Genomic DNA, 18,410 nt, shown 5'->3' with positions numbered 1-18,410 from the left:
CTATCTGTATGAATGATGTGTTTCATACACAGAGACCAATCACTTTATAAGGGCAGAACGACACAAATCAGCGATTGGCTGTGTATGTGCGGTTCTGGGTGGTCGTCAATTTGCATCATCTGTCTCCTTTCCCTGTTCTAAAACAGTAGAAAATCCTGCCATTTTATGGCAGGATTAAAAAACTAATTATCTGTTTTTCGTTCAAGCTTTAACTCCATAGGGCAATGAAATGAGCTTAGTTTTGGCCTTCGCGACCAGGACTGTTGACCAACGAGTAGTGTCTCCACTGCTTTGCGGTAGTCATCCGTATCCCTATGGTAGCCTCACCTACCGTTTTCGTCTATCAGTATAAACCTTTAAAATATAAAAGTCAACGATTTATCTCATTTTTTAGATAACAATCAATTCTTTTGGAGCAAGTGTCAATAACTCACAACCGTTATCTGTAATCAGGATATCATCTTCAATACGAACCCCGTATTTACCTTCAATATAAATGCCCGGTTCATCAGTCAAGACCATACCAGATTTAATGGCTTCTTTGGAAGTTTGGCTAAAGTAGGGTTCTTCGTGGATGTCCAGTCCGATACCGTGTCCGATACCATGTGTAAAGTATTCTCCATAGCCTGCTTCCACAATGATATCACGAGGGATTTTGTCAAAGTCACGGAAACCTAGACCTGCCTTGGCTTGGTCAATCAGAGCTTGGTTGGCTTTCAAAACTGTGTTGTAGATTTCTGCTTGCCCGTCACTGACATGACCTAGATAAATGGTCCGTGTCATATCGCTGACATAGTGATCGTAGAGACAGCCGAAGTCCATGGTAATGGCTTCTCCCAGCTCCACTGGTTTGTGCATTGGATGGGCATGGGGTTTGGAAGAGTTGATACCACTTGCTAAAATGGTATCAAAAGACAAACCTGCCGCTCCTAACTCACGCATGCGAAAGTCAAGGAAGTTGGCAATCTCAATTTCAGTCTTTCCTGGTTTGATAAAGTCAAGTGCATCGCGGAAAGCTTGGTCTGAGATAGAACAAGCCTTGCGAATAGTCGCAATCTCCTTCTCATCCTTAATCATACGAAGCGCTTCAACAAACTGAGCCTGTGGAACTAGTTCCAAATCTTCAAAAGCAGTTTGCATACGGTGGTAATAAGAGACCGAAATCTCGTCCTCAAAACCAACGCGAGACAAGCCCATATCCTTAACAATGCCTGCAATAACAGCCAACTCATCGCGGTCAGCCACAATCTCAAAACCCGTTACTTCTTGCTTAGCTGCAATGATATAGCGAGAGTCTGTCACCAAGACCTGACGGTCACGGCTGATGAAGACTGTTCCATTTGAGCCCCAAAATCCTGTCAAATAGTAGACATTTTTAAGGTTGTTGATAATGATTCCATCTAGTTCTTTTTCTTGCATTTTAGCTAGAAATGCTTGCACGCGTTTATTCATGATGTAACTTTCCTTTCAAATAGTGTCCTGTGTAGCTGGCTTCATTGGCCGCTACTTCTTCTGGAGTTCCTGTTGCAATGATGGTTCCTCCACCAACACCACCTTCAGGTCCCAAGTCGATGATATGGTCTGCTGTTTTAATAACATCCAGATTGTGCTCAATGACGAGGACAGTATTGCCATCGTCTACAAAGCGAGCTAAAACCTTGAGCAGACGAGCGATGTCCTCCGTATGAAGTCCTGTCGTCGGCTCATCCAGAATGTAGAATGATTTTCCTGTTGAGCGTTTGTGGAGTTCACTAGCCAGCTTCATACGCTGGGCTTCTCCACCTGAAAGGGTGGTAGCTGGTTGTCCTAACGTTACATAGCCCAGCCCTACATCCTTGATGGTCTGGAGTTTGCGTTGAATCTTGGGAATGTGTTGGAAAAATTCAACTGCATCGTTGACAGTCATATCCAAGACTTGCGAGATATTCTTTTCCTTGTAGTGAACTTCTAAGGTTTCACTGTTGTAGCGAGTCCCGTGGCAGACTTCACAAGCCACGTATACATCTGGCAAGAAGTGCATCTCGATCTTGATAATCCCGTCACCAGAGCAGGCTTCACAACGACCACCCTTGACGTTGAAACTAAAACGGCCCTTCTTGTAGCCTCGAATCTTGGCCTCATTTGTCTGGGCAAAGAGGTCACGGATATCGTCAAAAACTCCCGTATAGGTAGCAGGGTTAGACCTCGGCGTCCGTCCGATAGGGCTCTGGTCAATGTCAATCAAGCGGTCTACATGCTCAATCCCTGTAATCGTCTTAAACTTACCAGGCTTGTCTGAATTGCGGTTGAGTTTTTGAGCAATGGCTTTTTTGAGAATGCTGTTGATTAGGGTCGATTTCCCTGATCCTGATACCCCCGTCACTGCGATAAATTTTCCTAACGGGAAGCGAGCGGTAATATTTTGCAAGTTGTTCTCACGCGCTCCTGTTACCTCGATAAAGCGACCATTTCCTACACGGCGCTCTTCTGGTACTGGAATAGCACGTTTACCTGACAGATATTGGCCTGTGATGGACTTGCTGTTGCGAGCCACTTGCTTAGGCGTACCTGCAGCGACAATTTCCCCACCAAATGCTCCCGCACCAGGACCGACGTCGATTAGATAATCCGCCTCACGCATGGTATCTTCATCGTGTTCCACCACGATGAGAGTATTGCCCAAGTCACGCATCTTTTTCAGACTGGCAATCAGGCGGTCATTATCCCTCTGATGAAGACCGATGGACGGCTCATCCAGGATATAGAGGACACCTGATAGGTTGGATCCAATCTGAGTCGCCAAGCGAATACGCTGACTCTCCCCACCTGAAAGGGTTCCTGCCGAACGTGACAGAGTCAAATAGTTAAGACCTACGTTATTGAGGAAGGTCAAGCGATCCTTGATTTCCTTGAGAATGGGACGGGCGATGATGGCTTCATTTTCAGACAAGGTCAGCTGGCTCACCAAAGCCAAGTGGTCTGCGATAGACAGGTCTGAGATTTCACCGATATGTGGTCCTTGCTCCCCACCCACACGGACAGACAAGGCCTGGTCATTGAGACGGTAGCCATGGCAAGTTCCGCAGGTTAGTTCATTCATGTAGAGACGCATTTGGGTGCGTGTGTAATCACTGTTAGTCTCATGGTAACGACGCTTGATATTATTGACAACTCCCTCAAAAGGAATGTCAATGTCGCGCACACCGCCAAATTCATTTTCATAGTGGAAATGGAATTCCTTGCCATCAGACCCATAGAGAATCAAGTTTTTATCTTCTTCTGACAGGTCCTCAAAGGGCTTATCCATATCCACTCCAAAGGCTGTCATGGCTTGTTCCAGCATATTTGGATAGTAGTTGGATGAGATAGGATTCCAAGGTGCCAAGGCTCCCTCACGTAGCGTTTTGCCGGCATCTGGCACTACCAAGTCAGTATCAACCTCCAGCTTGATGCCCAAACCGTCACACTCACTACAAGAGCCAAACGGAGCATTAAAGGAGAAGAGACGTGGCTCTAACTCTGGAACAGTAAAACCACAAACTGGACAGGCATAGTGCTCAGAGAAGAGCAACTCAGAATCTTCCATAGTGTCGATAATCACATAGCCTTCTGCGATACGAAGGGCAGCCTCAATGGAGTCAAAGAGACGACTACGGATACCCTCCTTGATAACAATACGGTCGACCACAACATCGATATTGTGTTGCTTGCTCTTAGACAACTCTGGCACTTCGGTCACATCATAGACCTCCCCATCCACTCGGACGCGGACATAGCCGTCTTTCTGAACCTTTTCAATGACACTCTTATGTTGCCCTTTTTTCTTACGGATGACCGGAGCTAAGATTTGCAGACGTTGGCGTTCTGGCAATTCCAAGACCTTATCCACGATTTGCTCTACAGAAGAAGCCTTGATAGCCCCATGCCCATTGATACAGTAAGGCGTCCCCACACGTGCGTAGAGGAGACGCAGATAATCGTTGATTTCAGTCGTTGTTCCCACGGTCGAACGTGGATTTTTGCTAGTCGTTTTCTGGTCGATAGAAATAGCTGGGCTAAGACCGTCAATGGCATCCACGTCTGGTTTTTCCATATTGCCCAAGAACTGGCGAGCATAGGCTGACAAACTCTCCACATAACGACGTTGTCCCTCAGCATAGAGGGTATCAAAGGCCAGACTGGATTTCCCCGAACCCGACAAACCAGTCACGACAACCAGCTTGTCTCGCGGAATCTCCACATCGATATTTTTTAAGTTATGGGCACGTGCCCCATGAATCACAATTTTATCTTGCATCTTTGTTCTTTCTAGTCCATTATTGCTTTCCATTATACCAAAAAATATGAAATTCTATTACCCAAAAAGCTGTTTTTATAGTATAATAGTACGGTGCAAAAAATGAATTACTGAAATAGTAGGAAAGGATAGGGGATATGAAACAAGTTTTTCTCTCAACAACAACTGAATTTAAAGAGATCGACACGCTTGAACCGGGTACTTGGATCAACCTCGTCAATCCTACACAAAATGAATCGTTGGAAATTGCTAATGCCTTTGACATTGACATTGCCGACCTTCGAGCGCCGCTCGATGCGGAAGAAATGTCTCGTATTACCATCGAAGACGAGTATACTTTGATCATCGTGGACGTTCCCATCACAGAGGAGAGAAACAACCGCACCTACTACGTAACGATTCCGCTGGGGATTATCATCACCGAGGAAACCATTATCACTACCTGCTTGGAATCCCTCCCTGTTCTCGATGTCTTCATCAACCGCAAACTGCGTAACTTCTACACTTTCATGCGGTCACGCTTTATCTTTCAACTCCTTTATCGCAATGCCGAGCTTTACCTGACTGCCCTTCGTTCGATTGACCGTAAGAGTGAACAAATCGAAAGTCAACTTCACAAGTCTACTCGAAACGAAGAGCTGATCGAGCTCATGGAATTGGAAAAGACCATCGTCTATTTCAAGGCCTCACTTAAGACAAATGAGCGCGTGATCAAGAAATTGACTAGCGCAACTAGCAATATCAAGAAATACCTAGAAGACGAAGACCTACTCGAAGACACCCTGATTGAAACCCAACAGGCCATCGAGATGGCAGATATCTATGGAAACGTCCTTCACTCTATGACAGAGACCTTTGCCTCTATTATTTCCAATAACCAGAACAACATCATGAAAACTCTGGCTCTCGTGACCATTGTCATGTCTGTCCCAACCATGATCTTCTCAGCCTACGGGATGAACTTCAAGGATAATGAAATCCCTTTGAACGGTGAGCCACACGCCTTCTGGTTAATCGTCTTTATCGCCTTTGCTATGAGTGTTTCGCTCACTCTCTATCTCATCCATAAAAAATGGTTCTAAGAGGAATCCCTATGTCTCAGATTGATTTACAAAAATTAACTAAGAAAAACCAAGAGTTTATCCACATCGCTACCCAACAGTTCATCAAAGATGGTAAAACAGACGCTGAAATCAAGGCTATCTTTGAGGAAATTATTCCTAAAATCCTTGAAGAGCAAGCCAAAGGAACGACCGCTCGTTCCCTCTACGGTGCTCCAACCCACTGGGCTCATAGCTTCACCGTCAAGGAGCAATACGAAAAAGAGCATCCAAAAGAAAATGACGATCCAAAACTCATGATTATGGACTCAGCCCTTTTTATCACCAGTCTCTTTGCATTGGTTAGCGCTCTGACTACCTTCTTCTCTACAGATCAGGCTATGGGCTATGGGTTGATCACCCTCTTGTTGGTTGGGCTTGTAGGAGGACTTGCCTTCTACTTGATGTACTACTTTGTCTACCAGTACTATGGGCCAGACACAGATCGTAGCCAACGTCCTCCATTCTGGAAGTCAATCCTCGTTATCCTGGCTTCTATGGTCCTTTGGTTGGTTGTCTTCTTTGCAACAAGCTTCCTACCAGCCAACCTCAATCCAGTCCTTGCTCCATTGCCTTTGGCTATCCTGGGAGCAGCCCTTCTCGCCCTTCGCTTCTATCTCAAGAAACGTTTCAACATCCGAAGTGCAAGCGCGGGCCCATCCCGTTATTAAGAAAAGTGAAAAGCTGTGGCATATAGTCAATCCTTAGCTCAGCAGATTCGCAAAATTCTAACACTCAAACTCCCTCCCCAAATTTTCGAAGAAGAGTTAGAAGAAAAGAAACTGTTTGGTGGCCTGGCCTTTATGATTCGTGGGAAAATGGTCCTTACAGTCAGTTCCAGAAAGGACGAGCTGGTTATGGTGAGAATAGGCAAAGAAACGGAAAAGCAAGTTCTACCCCGAACAGGAGCCCATACTACATTGATGAGAGGGCGACCTTATCATGGCTATATAGACCTAGATATCGAAGGTCAAAAAGAACTTCCTTACTGGATTGATTTAGCCCTCTCCTATAATCAAGAGTTGACCAAGTAACTCATATCCAGCGAGATTAGAAAAACGAAAAGCAACTGCACAGGCGGTTGCTTTTTCACTTGCTTTCTTGAGATTCAATAGCACTTCTGAGTCTCATTCTTGTAGTTTTCTCTCATCTTTTGTGATAGAATAGGCTCATACTCAATGAAAATCAAAGAGCAAACTAGGAAGCTAGCCGCAGGTTGCTCAAAGCACTGCTTTGAGGTTGTAGATAGAACTGACGAGGTCAGTAACATATATACGGCAAGGCAAAGCTGACGTGGTTTGAATTTGATTTTCGAAGAGTATCAATCTATTTCTAGGAGGATGAGATATAGTTTCTACTATTGGTATTGTTAGTTTGTCTAGTGGTGTTATCGGAGAGGATTTTGTCAAACACGAAGTCGATTTGGGTATTCAACGTCTCAAGGTTTTGGGACTTAATTCTGTCTTCTTGCCCCATTCGCTAAAGGGTTTAGACTTTATCAAGGACCATCCTGAGGCACGTGCAGAAGATTTGATGCTGGCCTTTTCTGATGATAGCATCGACATGATCCTATGCGCCATCGGTGGGGATGATACCTATCGCTTGCTACCTTATCTTTTTGAAAACGACCAGCTTCAAAAGGTTATCAAGCCAAAGATTTTTCTTAGCTTCTCAGATACCACTATGAACCACCTTATGTTGCACAAACTAGGGGTCAAGACTTTTTATGGGCAATCCTTTTTAGCAGACATTTGTGAATTAGACAATGAGATGTTGCCCTATAGCTTTCACTACTTTAAAGAATTGATCAAGACAGGAAGAATCTCAGAAATCCGCCCTAGTGACGTTTGGTATGAGGAACGGATTGACTTTAGTCCCAAGGCCCTGGGAACAGCTCGTATCAGTCATACAAATACTGGTTTTGACTTGTTGCAAGGAAATGCTCAGTTTGAGGGAGAAATTCTCGGTGGTTGTCTTGAGTCTCTCTATGATATTTTTGACAACTCTCTACACGCAGATAGCACCGACCTCTGCCAAAAATACAAACTTTTCCCTGACTTGTCAGACTGGGAAGGAAAGATTCTCTTACTAGAAACAAGCGAAGAAAAGCCTGAGCCGGAAAACTTCAAACAGATGGTGCAGACTTTGAAAGAAACTGGAGTATTTGAGGTAATCAGTGGACTCTTGGTCGGAAAGCCAATGGATGAAACCTTCTATGACGACTATAAGGAAGCACTATTGGATATCATTGATAACAATATCCCGATTGTCTATAATCTAAATGTCGGCCACGCAACGCCAAGAGCCATTGTTCCCTTTGGCGTTCACGCCTATGTAGATGCACAGGAGCAAGTCATTCGCTTTGACGATAACAAAAAATAAACAATTTCTCCATTTTTGTGCTTTGGTATTGATTTTCGTTACAATTTGTGTCTGAATTTATTGCATTTTGCTTATTTCTATGATATCCTTTTAAAGGAGGTGTATATGACTAAACAAAAAATAAATCAAATTGTCGGTTCAATCGGGGCCTTTATCGGGATTATTGTATTTATCGCCTACATCCCACAAATTTTTGCCAATTTACAAGGCAACAAAGCTCAACCATTCCAGCCTTTATCCGCAGCAGTATCTTGTTTAATTTGGGTTATTTACGGGTGGACAAAAGAACCTAAGAAGGATTGGATACTAATTATTCCAAACTCAGCTGGCGTTGTCTTAGGTGGACTGACATTTCTTACTGCACTATAAAAGTTACTAGCATATAATCAAAAAGCTGAGAAACTCTTCTCAGCTTTTTCTATATTCTCAGATAATTAGACGCCTGCACTCACTTATTTCCGCTTTTCCACTCACAATCATTCTCGTGGTCGTCAATCAGACCTGCCGCTTGTAGAAAAGCTAAAACTGCGACTGGACCTGTGAACTTGAAGCCTCGTTTTTTGAGATCTTGAGATAACTTTTCAGACAAGGCTGTTTTAGCAGGTGCTAGGTGATAGTCAGGAACATCATTCACGATCGTTTTTCCCTCAACAAAGGACCAGAGATAAGCGTCAAAAGAGCCAAAGGTTTTCTGGACTTGTAAAAATGCTTGGGCGTTGGCACGTGTCGCAAAGAGCTTGGAACGATTTCGGATGATGGCTGGATTCTCTAACAAGGCTTCCAACTCGCCATCTGTCATTTCCGCGACACGTTGAACTTGGTAGTTGTAAAAGACTTCTCGGAATCCTTGGCGTTTGTTTAGTACCGTTTCCCAAGATAGACCCGACTGGTAAGTTTCCATACAGAGCAGTTCAAAAAGAGCACGGTCATCATGAAGGGGTTGACCCCACTCTTCATCATGATAGGCCACATATAAAGGATTGTTCATTTTAACCCAACCACAGCGTTTTGTCATATTATTCTCCTATTTTACCAACATCTTAAGGGCCGATTTGATATAGTTCTCAGCTGTATCTGTCGTTCCTTCAAAGAATTTCTTGATTTTCTTGAGCTCAGTCGCCTTGTAGCCCAGTGCCAACATGGCTTCCATGGCTTCTTCCAGTTCTTGGTTTTCAGCGCTGGTTTGCACTGCCACCTTGGCAGGAAGGTCATCACTAGCCACGACTACCTTACCTTCCAAGTCTAGCACCATCTGCTGGGCTGTTTTCTTGCCAATTTTAGGGAACTTAGTCAAGTAGGTGATGTTCTTAGTTTCAATCGCCTGAACCAAGCCAGCATTGTCATCAGCTGCGATGATAGCAAGAGCTGATACCGGACCAATCCCTGATACCGAAATCAGACTAAGAAAGAGTTTCTTCTCATCTTCTGATCGAAAACCATAGAGCAGATGGGCGTCCTCACGGACAACTTGGTGCACATAAATTTGAGTTTCTTGATTGACCTGACCTGAGTAAGCATAGGGATTGGCTACATGCAAAATATAACCTATACCATTTGCCTCTAGGACGATGTATTTGGCAGTGATTTTAGTAATGATTCCTTTTAAATATTCGTACATAATTTTTTCTCCATTATTTTGCCTATCTAGTATACCATATTTCCCCAAGACAGACTGCAACAAAAGGTGCAACCTCTGGTTGACAAATAGTACAAGAGATTGTATTCTCATTATAAGTAAAAATTGTTAGGATAGAGGTAGAAAAAGGAGGATAGAATCATGAAACTCGCAGAAAAACTATTTGAGCTCCGAAAGGAAAAAGGTTGGTCCCAGGAAAAGCTAGCAGAACAAATCAATGTCTCTCGGCAAAGTATCTCCAAGTGGGAGTCTGGTCAAGTTCTTCCAGAAATCGAAAAAATTATTGAATTAAGCAAGATTTTTCAAGTGACAACTGACTATCTACTACTAGATGAAAACTCTGAAAAAGCTTCCACAGCAGTGGTCTTGGAAGAAGACAAGGACAACTACTATAAAGAGGTTAAATCCTTTGGTCTTTGGCAGGTTATTTATATTTTCGTATTGGCTCTAGCTATCTATCTCTTTTTAGCTGGTTCTAGTTTTCCAGCCGAATTCACCGCCTGGATTTGGCTAACCTTCGTTCTCTTGATTGCTTCAGCGATTGCTATCAACAAAGCTCTCAAAACCAAACAACGTTATCTTGATAAGGTAATTGGTCTTGAGAATCCTTCCGACAAAGACGACTCTACAAAAACTTGAATCAACTGATTCAGCATTTTCAAAACTTTTTATAAGACTGGTCTTGTCAAGCAAGTGTAAACCTCATGTCAAGTTGCCCATGTCCAATCAAGTTCCCGCTTTAGAAAAACTAAAAAGCCTTGTTCGAAAAGGAACAAAGGCTTTTTGTGTTCTTAATATTTCCCCAACTCACGAAGACTAGTATGATTTTCCTGAATGCGTCGGAACATTTTTTCCATATCTGACTTGGTAAAATGCACCAAAACAGGACGTCCATGAGGACAGTTATAGGGATTGTCACACTGAGAAAGCTGATAAAGGAGCTGTCTGGCTGAGTGGTCATCGATACGATGGTTGGCCTTGATAGACCGCTTGCAGGACATCATGATGGCTAGCTCTGCTCGGTATTTCTTGATCGAAACTTCCTTGGTCAAGAGCAGCATATCACACATTTCATAGATACCAGACTCGATTTCTTCCTCTGCCATCCAAATAGGATGTTCACGTAGGATAAATTGATTTTCTCCGTACTCTGCCAAAAAGACGCCCACTTCCTCCAAAAGCGCCATTCTTCCCCTGAGACGGAGGGAATCATCCGCTGGGAATTCAAAGATGTAGGGCACTAGGAGTTGTTGCTGACTCTGGTCAACATTGCCAATACTTTCTCGGTATTCCTCGTACTTAACTCGTTCCTGCGCCGCGTGCTGGTCTATGATGTAGAGTCCATCTCGCCCTTGGGCAAAAAGATAAGTGCCATGCATTTGTCCGAAAAATTCTAACTCTGGGAAGCTGGATGATTCTTCTCGCTCCAGCTTATCATAGGCCTTATCGAGACTAGCCAGGTCTAACTCAGGATGGTCTAGTTGATCATAGTTAGCAGGCTTTCTCTCTGCAAAATGCAGTTTTGCGGGCTTGGTTAGCTGGTCCAAGGTTTCCTTGGCAAACAAGGTTAAGTCCTGTCCTTCATCAGTCAATTCTACTTGATAATCAGCCACCTCAGCTCGGCTGGGTCTTGATAGCTCTGCTTTTTCATAGTAAAGCGTATTTTCTTTGAGTGGGAGAATGGTCTGCTCTACCTTTTGACGATTACGCACGGTCGACTTGGCAAGATTTTCCAAAGCATCTGGGATCAGGGCTTGCTCTTTGAGACTATTAGAAATGGCCTCTGAAAGCAGCGCCATTAGTTCTCTTTCCTTAGAAATCCGCACCTCTTGCTTAGTCGGATGCACATTGACATCAGCCAGATAAGGATCGATATGGATGTGAATGACAGCCAGTGGAAAACGTCCCACCATGAGCTTGCTTCCATAACCGTCAAGAATAGCACGATTTAGTAGAAAGTTCTTGATATAACGGCCATTGATGAAGAGGCTGATATAGTTGCGGTTGGCTCGGGTTAACTCAGGCAAAGACACAAATCCTGAAATTTCAAAGTCTAGATCCGAATTCTCAATTTCAATCATCTTCTTAGCACTCACCAAACCGTAAATCCCTGCGATGGCTTGACGCAGTTGACCAGTCCCTGCCGTCCGCGTCATTTCCTTACCATCACTAATCAAACTGAAGGAAATCTCAGGATGGGCCAAGCCCAGACGGTTGACAATATCAATGATATGGGACAGCTCCGCTTGCTGGCTCTTCATATACTTGAGGCGGGCAGGTGTGTTGAAAAAGAGGTCCTCCACACAAACTTTGGTCCCCACAGGACTAGTCGCTGGGATGACTTCCTCAACTTCTCCCCCACGCGCAACGAGCTTGGTCCCATGACTCGCACCATCCACCGCTGTCAACAGAGTCAAGACACTGACAGAAGCGATAGAGGGCAAGGCTTCACCACGAAAACCAAGCGTCCGAATCCGAAAGAGGTCTGCTTGATTTTTTATCTTACTGGTCGCATGTCGACGCAAGGCTAACTCCACCTCATCGTGGGCAATTCCATGACCATTATCTGTGATTTGAATCTTCTTGAGACCAGCTTCTTCAATCTCAATGATGATCTGGCTAGAACCCGCGTCAATGGCATTTTCTACCAACTCTTTGACTACACTGGCAGGACGTTCGATAACCTCCCCTGCCGCGATCTGGTTTGCCAGCACCTCTGGCAATTCAATAATATGAGACATCTTTCAGCCCCTTTCTGTATCTATTTTCCTAGAAATTGATTAGTGCTATTATACCATATTTCAGATACTATCAGAAAAAGCAAATACCACATAGACTCCAAATCTCTCCACATAGGCAAAAGCTCTTGCCAGAGGTCGTAAAATAGTGTTTAATAAAGGTGTACAAGAAGTGATCACAATTTTGTATGAAAAACAAGGAGAGAAATTTATGAAAGTAGAACTACAGATTAAGGAGACTTACGAGGAAGAAAAGCTGATTGTCCAAACTCCTCAGCCGACCGAAAAAGTCCAGAAAGTCATCGAGTTCGCAGAAAATCTTGACCAAAAAGAAACAATCAAAGGAAAGATTGATGATCAGGTCTATCTAGTTAAGATTGGTAAGATACAACGCTTCTATATCGAGAATCGCAAGGTTCTAGCAGAAACTGCATCTCAGACCTATACCATTGATTTACGACTCTATCAGGTTCTTGAAATTCTGCCGACAACTTTTATCCAAATTTCCCAATCTGAAATCGTCAATATCGACTCCATCTCTCATCTCAGGCTCACGCCCAACGGTCTGGTTGAAATTTTCTTAAAAAACGAAAGCTTCACCTACTCTTCACGCCGTTACCTAAAAACCATCAAGGAGAAATTAGAACTATGAAAAAACAAATCTTTCACGATGCAGCCGCTGGTGTTCTTATCGGCCTCATCCTCTCCATCCTCTTTTCACTCATTTATGCACCAAATACCTATGCCCCACTGAGTCCCGAGTCTCTCATTGGCCAAGTGATGGTTCAACATCAGGTTCACGGTGCTCTGGTCTTACTCTACTGTATGATCATCTGGTCAGCTATCGGCGTTCTCTTTAGCTTTGGCAGTCGCTTATTCAGCCGTGACTGGAGCCTGCTCCGTGCCACACTTTCCCATTTCTTCCTCATGCTAGCTGGCTTTGTTCCACTAGCAACTCTAGCTGGTTGGTTCCCCTTCCACTGGACCTTCTATCTCCAGCTCATTCCAGAGTTTGCGATTGTCTACCTTATCATCTGGACTATTCTCTATAAAAGAGAAGCTAAAAAAGTAGACCACATCAATCAACTCTTGGCCCATAAAAAGTAATAGAGAAATCCCACTCACAAAGGCGCGAGTGGGATTCTTTTTATAACTTTTGTTTGAGCTCGACTAAGACATTCATAGCCTGCATAGGTGTCATATTGTAAACATCCAGTTCAGCTAATTCTGCTAGAATAGGATGATCTTCAGGCGCATCAAAGAGTGACATCTGCTCTGTGACAGTACTTGTTTGTCTCATCGGAGCAGGACTTCCTCCCCCTTGACTCTCCAGTTGTGTCAAAATCTTATCCGCCCTTGCTAAAAGTTCTACTGGTAAACCAGCAATCTTAGCAACATGGATACCGTAGGATTTGTCAGCTGGTCCTGGTTCGATCTTGTGAAGGAAGGTGACCTGCCCATCCTGCTCCAAGGTTGCCACGTGAACATTGACCAAGTGTTCCAGGCTAGACCCCAGACTGGTCAACTCATGATAGTGGGTCGCAAAAAGGGTCTTGGCTCCGATATGCTCATGGATGTATTCGATAATGGATTGGGCAAGAGCCATCCCATCATAAGTCGCTGTTCCCCGTCCTAACTCATCAAAGAGAATCAAGGAATCCTTGGTCGCATGCGAAATGGCATTGTTGGCCTCCATCATCTCTACCATGAAGGTTGATTGACCTGAAACCAAATCATCGGCTGCTCCGATGCGGGTAAAGATGGCATCAAAAATCGGCAAATGCGCACTTTCTGCTGGCACATACGAGCCTAGCTGGGCCATAACCGCTGTTATGGCTAGCTGACGCATGTAGGTAGACTTCCCACTCATGTTTGGCCCTGTGATTAGCTGAATACTCGTATCTTCTGCCATCTGAATAGTGTTAGGAATATAGGTCTGAGCTCCCATAACCTTTTCAACGACAGCATGTCGTCCCTTTTGGATATCGATTTGTGAATCATCCCCAAACTCAGGTCGGATCAAATGCTGGGTTTCAGCCACAACCGCCAGACTTTGCAAGACATCAACCGTTGCAATTCCTTGGGCTAAAGCCTGCAAACGCTGGATGTACTTGCTGACTTCCTCACGGATGCGCATAAAGATTTCATACTCTAGGTTGGCTGACTTCTCACGCGCCTCCAACATATCCCCCTCGATACGGGCTAATTCCTCAGTACCAAAGCGTTCTGAGTTTTTCAGCGTTGCCTTTCGGAAAAAGTGGGCAGGCACATTCCCCAGTTGCGAATTGGTCACATGGAAATAGTAGCCATCTTTTTTATTGTAGTCAATCTTAAGCGTGCTAATGCCAGAGTTTTCTCTCTCCTTAGCCTCAATCTCAGCAATCCAGCTAGTTCCTTCTCTAAGCACACGACGGTACTTGTCTAAGGTCTCATCAAATCCCGTACGGATAATGCCACCTTCCGTAATCACGTGAGGAGCTTCAGGAGCAATGGCAGCACTAATCAAGCTCTCCAACTCAGGGATGGCATCTAACTGTTCGATAAGATAGGCTAGAGCAGGCTGCTCCATGCCTTCTAAAATCGCACGAATCCGTGGTACACTGGACAAGGTGGTCGCTAACTGCAAGAGATCCTTGGGATTGGTCTTGCCAAAAGAAACCCGACTAGCCAAGCGTTCGATGTCATAAACACCCTTGAGACTGTCTGTCAAATCACTGCGCTCAAAGAAGTGGTCAAGAAAGACCTGCACCACCTCTTGACGCTGGACGATTCGCTTCTTATCAATCAAAGGACGATGAATCCAAGAACGTAAGAGCCGCATACCCATAGCCGTTTTGGTTTCATCTAAAAGCCAGAAAAGACTGCCTTGCTTCTTACCTGAACGGGCATTCTCAACCAAATCCAGACTGGTCTTGGTCGCATAGTCCATCTGCAAGAAATCTTTGATTTCATAGCGGATAACTGGTTTGAGGTGATTCAATTCCCGCATCTGGGTCCGGTGAACATACTGGAGCAGCTTACTAGCTGCTGCTTGCTCCACAGCTACCAGCCGTGGATCCAGTAAATGAAGGTCCTCAAAGCCATCCTTCTCATAAGAAAGTACCAGATTCATCTGACGGCTGAGGATTTGTTCTTCTTCCTCAGACAAGTCATACCCCAGCACCACTTCTCGAGCCTTGAGGTTACGGATTTCCCCACAAACTAGCGTAAAATCTAATAGACCTGTCACATAAAAATCACCGGTCACCAGGTCCATATAAGCTAGACCAAACTGATTGCCATCACGATCTAAGGCAACCAAGAAATTATTCTGACTATCCGGCTTACTGCTATCGACGACCGTTCCAGGTGTGATGACCTGAACCACCTCTCGCTTGACAACACCAACCGCTTGTTTGGGATCTTCCATCTGTTCGGCTATGGCTACCTTATAGCCCTGCTCAATCAGAACATCGATATACTGTTGGGCAGAATGATAGGGGACGCCCGCCATGGGTATCGGATTTTCTGCATTTTTATTCCGACTTGTTAAGGAAATTTCCAAAATTTGCGCTGCATTAATTGCATCTTCATAGAACAACTCGTAAAAATCACCCATTCGAAAAAGCAAAAAAGCATCTGGGTATTGTTTTTTTATATCCACATACTGCTGCATACCGGGTGATAGCTTTTCTGTTGCCATTTTCCGTCTCTCCTTGCTAAAAATAAGTCTTGAGAGCAACTCCCAAGACCTTATTTATCTTTCATCAAATCTAGCAAACGATCTTCCATCAGCTTGGCAACGTGCTGGTCTCGACAAATAACCAATAAGGTATTAGCACCAGCAACCGTTCCTAAAATCCATTCATCCTTGTTTGCATCTACAATGTTTGCTAAGACTGCAGCTTCTCCAAGTTTGGTATGAAGTACCAAGGTGAACTCAGCTCTTGCAACTCCTTCTAAATGATGAGACAAAAACTCAACTAAATCAATCTTATCTGTCTCATTTGCTAGTACATAATACACCATATCATTTTTCTTAACCTTGGTCAAGCCGATTTCACGCAAATCACGCGACAAAGTCGTTTGTGTCACATAAACATTACGAGCTTCTAAATGATCTTGAATCTCTTTTTGTGTCCCAAGTTTCTCTTCGGTGATCATCTTTTTAATCAATTGATGCCGTTCTCTTTTTCTCATATTATCCTCTTAAGTGAATATTTATAATAAATTTTACATTTATTTTATAACTACATTATACCAAAAAAAATAGATAATTCAAAAAAATTCTTTTCTTTCTCAAAAAATGTAGTAAATTGTGTTAAAATAGTAAAAAAGCCCAAAAGGAGCCCTTATGAATACAAAAGAATTGATTGCTAGCGAGTTGGCTAGCGTCATTGATAGCCTGGATCAAGAGGCTATTTTAAATTTACTGGAAACACCTAAAAACTCAGAAATGGGAGACATCGCCTTCCCTGCCTTTTCTCTAGCAAAGGTCGAGCGTAAAGCTCCGCAAATGATTGCAGCAGATATTGCTGAAAAAATCAATAGTCAAGCCTTTGAAAAGGTTGTGGCTACTGGACCTTACGTTAACTTTTTCCTTGATAAAAGTGCTATTTCGGCTCAGGTATTACAGGATGTTATCACTGAGAAAGAGCACTATGCCGACCAACATATTGGTAATCGAGAAAATGTTGTTATCGATATGTCTAGTCCCAATATCGCAAAACCATTCTCTATTGGGCACTTGCGTTCAACGGTTATCGGGGATAGCTTGTCACATATTTTCCAAAAAATCGGCTATCAAACGGTCAAGGTCAACCACCTAGGAGACTGGGGCAAACAGTTTGGAATGTTGATCGTTGCCTACAAGAAATGGGGAAATGAGGAAGCCGTTAAAGCGCATCCAATCGATGAACTTCTTAAACTCTACGTTCGCATCAATGCTGAAGCTGAAAAAGACCCTAGCTTGGATGAAGAAGCACGCGAATGGTTCCGTAAACTGGAGAATGGAGATGAGGAAGCCCTCGCTCTCTGGCAATGGTTCCGTGATGAAAGTTTAGTGGAATTCAACCGCCTTTACAATGAATTACAAGTCGAATTTGACAGCTACAACGGAGAAGCCTTCTACAACGATAAGATGGATGCTGTTGTAGATATTCTCGCTGAAAAAGGACTTCTTGTTGAGTCAGAAGGGGCTCAAGTTGTCAATCTTGAGAAATATGGAATTGAACATCCAGCCCTTATCAAAAAATCTGATGGTGCAACTCTCTATATCACACGAGACTTGGCTGCAGCTCTTTACCGTAAAAACGAATACCAATTTGCAAAATCCATCTATGTTGTTGGTCAAGAGCAATCTGCCCACTTCAAACAACTCAAGGCAGTACTACAAGAGATGGGCTACGATTGGAGCCAAGACATTGTCCATATTCCGTTTGGATTGGTAACAAAAGAAGGGAAAAAACTCTCTACTCGTAAAGGAAATGTCATCTTGCTAGAGCCTACTATTGCAGAGGCTGTTAGTCGTGCCAAGGCCCAAATCGAAGCGAAAAATCCTGAGTTAGAAAATAAAGACCAGGTTGCCCACGCTGTTGGAGTTGGGGCTATCAAGTTCTATGATCTTAAGACCGACCGTACAAATGGATATGACTTCGACCTTGAAGCTATGGTATCCTTTGAAGGGGAAACTGGACCTTACGTTCAATACGCCTACGCTCGTATCCAATCTATCTTGCGCAAAGCCGATTTCAAGCCAGATACAGCTAGCAACTACAGCCTGAATGATGCTGAAAGCTGGGAAATCATTAAACTACTCCAAGACTTTCCACGTATTATCAATCGTGCAGCAGATAACTTTGAACCTTCTATCATTGCGAAATTTGCGATTAGTTTGGCTCAAGCATTTAACAAATATTATGCACATACACGTATCCTAGATGAAAGTCCTGAGCGTGACAGTCGTCTAGCCCTCAGCTACGCAACCGCAGTGGTCCTCAAAGAAGCTCTTCGTTTGCTCGGAGTAGAAGCACCAGAGAAGATGTGATTCAGTACTAGCAATTGGAACTAAAGTTCCTAATTGTTAGACGCTAGCCGCTATATGCGGACTAGCTAACTGCTTCACTAGTAAAGAAACATAAATATTGTCGATTTATGTTTCTTTACGTCGTAACCAGAGACACTTGCCTAAACACCTCACTAAATTGGTCAATCAAATCATATTGATTGTATGTAATCTTTCAGATCACTTAATTGCAAAGCAATCTGAAAGGTTGAGGCAATATAACATTTATATTGTG

16 protein-coding genes and 1 riboswitch are annotated in these 18,410 nt (G+C 43.7%); of the genes, 9 read left to right on the top strand and 7 right to left on the bottom strand.

Annotated elements, in window-relative coordinates; all coding sequences use genetic code 11:
- Nucleotides 1-186: 186 nt before the first annotated feature.
- A riboswitch (M-box (ykoK) riboswitch) is annotated at nucleotides 187-337 on the bottom strand.
- Nucleotides 338-390: 53 nt separating this feature from the next.
- Both MK396_RS01370 and uvrA read right to left on the bottom strand, forming a co-directional pair.
- On the bottom strand, nucleotides 391-1,452 hold the full coding sequence (locus MK396_RS01370) for a M24 family metallopeptidase (protein ID WP_268723445.1): 1,062 nt from the start codon (nucleotides 1,450-1,452) through the stop codon (nucleotides 391-393).
- The gene (uvrA, locus tag MK396_RS01365) at nucleotides 1,445-4,276 is read right to left on the bottom strand and encodes an excinuclease ABC subunit UvrA (RefSeq protein ID WP_268723444.1); all 2,832 of its coding nucleotides are present in this window, start codon (nucleotides 4,274-4,276) and stop codon (nucleotides 1,445-1,447) included. Before uvrA ends, MK396_RS01370 begins: the two co-directional genes overlap by 8 nt.
- Before the next feature lie 137 nt (nucleotides 4,277-4,413).
- Here uvrA and MK396_RS01360 point away from each other — a divergent pair, with 137 nt between their 5' ends.
- The 5 genes from MK396_RS01360 to MK396_RS01340 all read left to right on the top strand — a co-directional run bounded on the left by MK396_RS01360 (nucleotide 4,414) and on the right by MK396_RS01340 (nucleotide 8,127).
- Nucleotides 4,414-5,358, top strand: coding sequence for a magnesium transporter CorA family protein (locus tag MK396_RS01360; protein ID WP_000815618.1), 945 nt, complete (start codon nucleotides 4,414-4,416; stop codon nucleotides 5,356-5,358).
- Between the two features lie 11 nt (nucleotides 5,359-5,369).
- On the top strand, nucleotides 5,370-6,047 hold the full coding sequence (locus MK396_RS01355) for a DUF1129 domain-containing protein (RefSeq protein WP_268723443.1): 678 nt from the start codon (nucleotides 5,370-5,372) through the stop codon (nucleotides 6,045-6,047).
- 15 nt (nucleotides 6,048-6,062) lie between these two features.
- The gene (locus MK396_RS01350) at nucleotides 6,063-6,410 is read left to right on the top strand and encodes a TfoX/Sxy family protein (RefSeq protein WP_268723442.1); all 348 of its coding nucleotides are present in this window, start codon (nucleotides 6,063-6,065) and stop codon (nucleotides 6,408-6,410) included.
- 313 nt (nucleotides 6,411-6,723) lie between these two features.
- Nucleotides 6,724-7,758, top strand: coding sequence for a S66 family peptidase (locus tag MK396_RS01345; RefSeq protein ID WP_268723676.1), 1,035 nt, complete (start codon nucleotides 6,724-6,726; stop codon nucleotides 7,756-7,758).
- Nucleotides 7,759-7,863: 105 nt separating this feature from the next.
- Nucleotides 7,864-8,127, top strand: a complete 264-nt coding sequence (locus tag MK396_RS01340) for a SemiSWEET family transporter (protein ID WP_000166112.1) — start codon at nucleotides 7,864-7,866, stop codon at nucleotides 8,125-8,127.
- A 79-nt stretch (nucleotides 8,128-8,206) separates the two neighbouring features.
- Here MK396_RS01340 and MK396_RS01335 read toward each other — a convergent pair whose 3' ends face one another.
- Together MK396_RS01335 and ruvA are read right to left on the bottom strand one after the other, a co-directional pair.
- Nucleotides 8,207-8,773, bottom strand: coding sequence for a DNA-3-methyladenine glycosylase I (locus tag MK396_RS01335; protein ID WP_268723441.1), 567 nt, complete (start codon nucleotides 8,771-8,773; stop codon nucleotides 8,207-8,209).
- Between the two features lie 9 nt (nucleotides 8,774-8,782).
- Nucleotides 8,783-9,376 carry a Holliday junction branch migration protein RuvA gene (ruvA, locus tag MK396_RS01330; protein ID WP_000273410.1) on the bottom strand — a complete coding sequence of 198 codons (594 nt, stop codon included), beginning with the start codon at nucleotides 9,374-9,376 and terminating at the stop codon, nucleotides 8,783-8,785.
- 159 nt (nucleotides 9,377-9,535) lie between these two features.
- Between ruvA and MK396_RS01325 the strand changes: the two genes are divergently transcribed.
- The gene (locus tag MK396_RS01325) at nucleotides 9,536-10,033 is read left to right on the top strand and encodes a helix-turn-helix domain-containing protein (protein ID WP_268723440.1); all 498 of its coding nucleotides are present in this window, start codon (nucleotides 9,536-9,538) and stop codon (nucleotides 10,031-10,033) included.
- A gap of 152 nt (nucleotides 10,034-10,185) precedes the next feature.
- On the opposite strand, the gene mutL is transcribed toward MK396_RS01325, so the two are convergent.
- Nucleotides 10,186-12,135 (bottom strand): DNA mismatch repair endonuclease MutL, encoded by a 1,950-nt coding sequence (gene mutL, locus MK396_RS01320; protein WP_268723439.1) that lies wholly within the window; start codon nucleotides 12,133-12,135, stop codon nucleotides 10,186-10,188.
- A 208-nt stretch (nucleotides 12,136-12,343) separates the two neighbouring features.
- On the opposite strand from mutL, the gene MK396_RS01315 reads away from it, so the two are divergent.
- Nucleotides 12,344-12,784: a LytTR family DNA-binding domain-containing protein gene (locus MK396_RS01315; protein ID WP_268723438.1), complete on the top strand. Its 441-nt coding sequence runs from the start codon at nucleotides 12,344-12,346 to the stop codon at nucleotides 12,782-12,784.
- Nucleotides 12,781-13,239, top strand: coding sequence for a DUF3021 domain-containing protein (locus MK396_RS01310; RefSeq protein WP_084877278.1), 459 nt, complete (start codon nucleotides 12,781-12,783; stop codon nucleotides 13,237-13,239). Before MK396_RS01315 ends, MK396_RS01310 begins: the two co-directional genes overlap by 4 nt.
- A gap of 40 nt (nucleotides 13,240-13,279) precedes the next feature.
- Here MK396_RS01310 and mutS read toward each other — a convergent pair whose 3' ends face one another.
- Nucleotides 13,280-15,814, bottom strand: a complete 2,535-nt coding sequence (gene mutS / locus MK396_RS01305) for a DNA mismatch repair protein MutS (protein WP_268723437.1) — start codon at nucleotides 15,812-15,814, stop codon at nucleotides 13,280-13,282.
- 50 nt (nucleotides 15,815-15,864) lie between these two features.
- Nucleotides 15,865-16,311: an arginine repressor gene (gene argR, locus MK396_RS01300; protein WP_268723436.1), complete on the bottom strand. Its 447-nt coding sequence runs from the start codon at nucleotides 16,309-16,311 to the stop codon at nucleotides 15,865-15,867.
- Between the two features lie 154 nt (nucleotides 16,312-16,465).
- Here argR and argS point away from each other — a divergent pair, with 154 nt between their 5' ends.
- The gene (gene argS / locus MK396_RS01295; protein WP_268723435.1) at nucleotides 16,466-18,157 is read left to right on the top strand and encodes an arginine--tRNA ligase; all 1,692 of its coding nucleotides are present in this window, start codon (nucleotides 16,466-16,468) and stop codon (nucleotides 18,155-18,157) included.
- The last annotated feature ends 253 nt before the right edge of the window (nucleotides 18,158-18,410 follow it).

It is taken from the genome of Streptococcus oralis (assembly GCF_026782235.1).
Lineage (GTDB): Bacteria > Bacillota > Bacilli > Lactobacillales > Streptococcaceae > Streptococcus > Streptococcus oralis_CC.
Note: the sequence above shows the minus strand (reverse complement) of the source record. Positions and strands in the feature narration are given on the sequence as shown.